Genomic DNA, 2,849 nt, shown 5'->3' with positions numbered 1-2,849 from the left:
CCGGTCACGGTGATGCTCAGCGTCGCGGTATCCAGCCCGCCCTGACCATCACTGACTTGGTAATCGACGGCAGTGACACGACTTTCGCCATCGGCCAGGTCATCGAAGTCGGTGCCTTGGACGAAGGTGTAGCTACCGTCACTGGCGATGGTGATCAGACCGCCATTATCGCCTGCCACCGCTGCGCCAACATTGTCGGCGTCAGCATCGACCTGGCTGACGGTCAGCGTATCGGTGTCCGCGCCGCCGTCGTTGTCATTGGTCAGCACGTTGCCACTACCGGCAGCATTCTCAGCTAACGCAGCAGTATCATTGGAAGCTTCAGGTACAATATTATTAACTGTTAGCTCAAAGGTATCGGAGATCTGATTACCATCATTATCTACCCCTGTCACTGTAATAGTGTAGGGGCCGCCCTGCGAGTCATCGGCACTTAGCGTGCCCGTAATAATACCGGTTGCAGGATTGATTGACAGACTATCAGTCAAGCCAGTTGCAGAATAAGTCAAATCATCATAGTTATCCAAGTCACTAAAGGTAGTGACAGCACTGATCGATATCACATCCCCATCGGAAGATACTTGATCAACATAGGGGGTAATAACAGCAACAGTGACTTCTGATGAAGAACTATTCCCATTGGCATCTGTAACTTTATATGAAAAATCTACCGTGCCTGTGTAATCAGCATCAGGGGTAAAGACCAATTCGCCATCGACATTGAGTGCTACACTTCCTCCCGTCACATCCACGTTATCACCGACGGAGATACTCACACCATTGACTTCTGATACCGTCAGTGGAGCGCTGCCTTGAGCATCGTTGGTGCGAGGATCAAAGACTACATCATTGTTGGCCAAGGTAGTGGTAAAGTCGCCACGGGCGACAGGAAGCTGTGTCGTTTCACCATCGATGTAATTGATATCTCCCAGTTCGGCTGTATCAAAGTCTTCAAAGAGCAAGCCAACTTGACGAACGTTATTAGATACCCCCGCTCGATAGGTGAACGAGGAAGTATTTTCATAAACCGCACTGACTATATACAGTGTATCCGCACGATCCAAACCTACTGTCGTACCTCCGCCCGTGGCAACAATTGAACTATTGTCACTATCAACGACTATATCAACAAAAGTATTGGACTCTGTTGTATAATTACTGGCCCCATACAATACGGTAGACTCAGTTACGTTATCTAAATCGATAGCATTAGCCACGAAGCTAATATTGCTTGCATCCCCCGTGTCAGCTTCAATGAAATCGAATGTATATTGTACATACCCATCTGCACTCGTCGACGTTAGTTGGCTAAAGAAGGCTTCTGCAATACCTGTATTGATATCAAGACTATCGATGGTAACGCCAGCTGAAATTTCATCAATGGTAACTCTTACATCGAGATTGTCTGCCACGTCAGAATATAGATATACCGCACCTTCTTGTAGACCGGTGCCAGGACCACTAACAAGTGTGGGAGTCGCAGAGAAATCCAGCTCTACCGTATCTGCCAGTCTGCCATCCCATGCCGTGGCAGATAATACGGAGGCCTCGATTTCACCCGTCTGATTCTCAAGATCCCAATCACCATTATATCTCAAGCTACCGGTATCATCAGATGACGACGCAACATCTGCACCAGTCAGATTTGCGAGCTGAGTCGCAGCCTCAAGACCGAGCTGACCAGAGCTGAAATCGCAGGCATAGAGAAGAATGTCACCATCTTCCGTCAGAGCGTTGCCAATAGTGGCAAGCTCGTCACTGTACTCTCCCGCCATGCTGGCTTGATCTAGTGTTGCAGTCCCCAGACTGAGCTCGCCTTCCTCACCATGAGAGAGAATATGAACGGATGAAATGCCCTGCTGGTCCTTCAGATAAGACGCAATCTGCTAGATACCATCAGACTCGCCATCAAGAATGACGACTTCCGCATCAGAATCCAGCTCTTCGACCAGAGATTCATAATTGGTGACATTGCTATCGACGAAGATGACGCCACGGGAGTCTGACGCTTTACCACTACTGTCTGGATTGGTATCAGTATCGGAAGTATTGCTGGCATCACTTGCGGAAGCCTGCTGATCATCAGCCGTCTCATCCTGCTGTCTGGCTGCCTGGCTAGCCTGTAGAGCCTTGGTAGCGGGAGATTGAGACTGAGCTGCCACGGCTTCAGCAGTCATGCTGCCTTGCTGGGCATGCTCGGCAGCACCGTGGTCTGACCCATAATCCTGGTCCGTGGCAGTATCAGCGGCAGTACCCACAGCTGCACCATCAAAAAGGAAGCGAGGCTCCAGAGAACGAATTAATGCTGGGCGTGGGTGCTTAGGTGTTTTGTGGTTGTACATATTTGCTCCTAACCTCGCGATCCTTGCTGGCCAAGGGACAAAACGCTGCTTAAACGCGACAGTATTTTGATCTTTTATCTCTTTTTTAACGCTAGTGACAATTTCAATAGCACCAAGAGAATGATTTTTCTCATTCTATATGAACATCTACTTAAACTGGAAGCAAACATAGAGCATCGCGTATTAAAACACTGTCATTTTGGCTTTATCCCCTCTCGCCTTATTAGTCAAATCTAATCCAAAAATCATCTCCTACAAGAATTTCATATCATAGAGAAATGACATGCCACACCATAGGTATGGTTTGTGCCATTTTAGCCACACGAAAAGCCCTTGTTCAGGGCTGTATAGGTGAAACTTCGCCATCAAGCGCGCATAACGAATGACTGATCGACCATCGAATGAGGGAGCAACAGCGTGGCAAACCGTAGGCATGGAACCTTAAAAGGAACAGCCATGGCCGCTGATATGTCGCACCCGCAAGGTCTCCCCCACTGTCACGCTAGT

Annotated in this window: 2 protein-coding genes; both read right to left on the bottom strand. The window is 48.5% G+C overall.

Annotated features, from left to right (window positions below; genetic code table 11):
* A partial coding sequence (locus BF12_RS20760; RefSeq protein ID WP_248623746.1) for a DUF4347 domain-containing protein occupies positions 1 to 1,838 on the bottom strand: 1,838 nt, incomplete at its 3' end.
* A gap of 48 nt (positions 1,839 to 1,886) precedes the next feature.
* Positions 1,887 to 2,258 carry a DUF4347 domain-containing protein gene (locus BF12_RS0116970; protein WP_169734550.1) on the bottom strand — a complete coding sequence of 124 codons (372 nt, stop codon included), beginning with the start codon at positions 2,256 to 2,258 and terminating at the stop codon, positions 1,887 to 1,889.
* Between the last annotated feature and the right edge of the window lie 591 nt (positions 2,259 to 2,849).

Source organism: Cobetia crustatorum, assembly GCF_000591415.1.
Taxonomy (GTDB): domain Bacteria; phylum Pseudomonadota; class Gammaproteobacteria; order Pseudomonadales; family Halomonadaceae; genus Cobetia; species Cobetia crustatorum.
This window is presented reverse-complemented; position numbering and strand designations above follow the sequence as displayed.